This is a genomic window from Chitinophaga sp., from assembly GCF_035564935.1.
GTDB lineage: Bacteria > Bacteroidota > Bacteroidia > Chitinophagales > Chitinophagaceae > Chitinophaga.
This window is the reverse complement of the sequence record NZ_DATMTE010000384.1, coordinates 1-1547: the sequence shown is the minus strand read 5'-3', so window position 1 is coordinate 1547 and position 1547 is coordinate 1. Positions and strand designations below refer to the sequence as shown.

General features: G+C 43.8%; 1 protein-coding gene. It reads right to left on the bottom strand.

Annotated elements, in window-relative coordinates:
• Nucleotides 1-60 precede the first annotated feature (60 nt).
• The gene (locus tag VN105_RS10135) at nucleotides 61-1383 is read right to left on the bottom strand and encodes a hypothetical protein (RefSeq protein ID WP_325640439.1); all 1323 of its coding nucleotides are present in this window, start codon (nucleotides 1381-1383) and stop codon (nucleotides 61-63) included.
• Nucleotides 1384-1547 lie beyond the last annotated feature (164 nt).

Here is a 1547-nt window from a genome sequence, read left to right as displayed (position 1 = left end):
GTCTGTCCGTTTCAGGAAACCTGATTGTAATACAGATGTTTGATTATTAATACTGCTTTATTAATACGTACCAACTCTTTCTAAAACTGCCGAGTATCCTCTGTTTACGTTTCCGTTATTAACAACATTGAGTTGGTAAGTTCCACCGCCGGAAGCCACAATATACATCGTAAAATCAAGATTCGCCGTATTTCCTCCATCTCCACAGCCAGGTACGCCAGACCAGCTTACTCCTGTAGATGTCTGCGTTTCTGAAAAAGTAGGGGGAGCTACACCATTTAAAGACATAAAACCGTCTCTGCCTTGTATGGCTGTTCCACCACTACTATTGGCGGCTACCCAAAATTCTGCAACTGCATGATGGGTACATGCATTAGCAACTGTAACGGTGAGCCTGTAGTAAGTACCATCCGGAATATTACCGATAATAAGGGTGGATGCTCCCGGAGCTCCCGTAATAATTCCTGACATCACATTTCCGTGGCCAGGAGGTGCTGTTTTCACTACATTACCATTAGCATCATGATAGACAGGAATGGCTATACTTGCTCCGTTTCCGGCAGCCAGCATGGGTGTATTACGTATTCTGGCCGTACCATTGACATCCATATTTGCAGTAGGGTTTGTAGCACCAATATTGATTCCCAACTGACCACTGGAATGCAGTACCATATCAGGAGCAGTAGCAGAAGTTGGTGATGCGGTATGGAAATGCAATAATCCGCCGCTTAAACCAAAACCATAGAAATCTCCTCCTGCCGTATCATTATACACTGCGAGCTTTGTACTCGACACAAGAGGCCCCAGATCAAGATGAGAATTGGGAGTAGTTGTTCCTATTCCTACGTTTCCGGTAGGAGTAATACGCATCTGTTCTGCATTATTGGTACGGAGAGCTAATCCCTGATTATCTGTAGTTCCTAAGAAATTGGTTGTGGGGTTTGTCCCAGAATTTCCTAGTGTATTCCATGGGATGCTTGTAGCAGTAGCACCTGCCCCATTGTTGGTAGCCCTCCAGTTTCCGTTACTGTAAGCAAATTCCATTGCCTGTCCGTTGGTAATCGTAAAGCCGTTGAGACTGGCTCCGAAACCACCTCCGGTATTGTTGTAGATGATAAGTCTCTGTCCTGCATTAGGCGCGGCAGGCGCGGTGATGGCAATAGTAGCCGTAGCAGAACCTGTAAGCTGTATCTGAGTAACATTGGCAGGAATGGTCGCTGCATTACTTGCTACAGCCACTGCCGTTTCACGGTTGGTGATCGCACCGTTTACGTCCAAGGTTGTACCGGGAGTAACGGTATTGATCCCTACTCCGGTCTGGGCCTGCATTGCTGTACTCATTACCAGCAATATCCCACTTAGTACTAATAGATCTTTTTTCATAATAATTTTTTTGTGAATTGTAAGGTTTATTTTAGTTCGACTGTTAGTTTTTATTAACTCACATAAATATGATTAATGTAAAATTCTTCCCTCCTGTAGCTCTTATTCATATTTCTAAGAGTACATTTTCCTTCTTTTGAACTCAATCAACCTTGTTGTGTTTT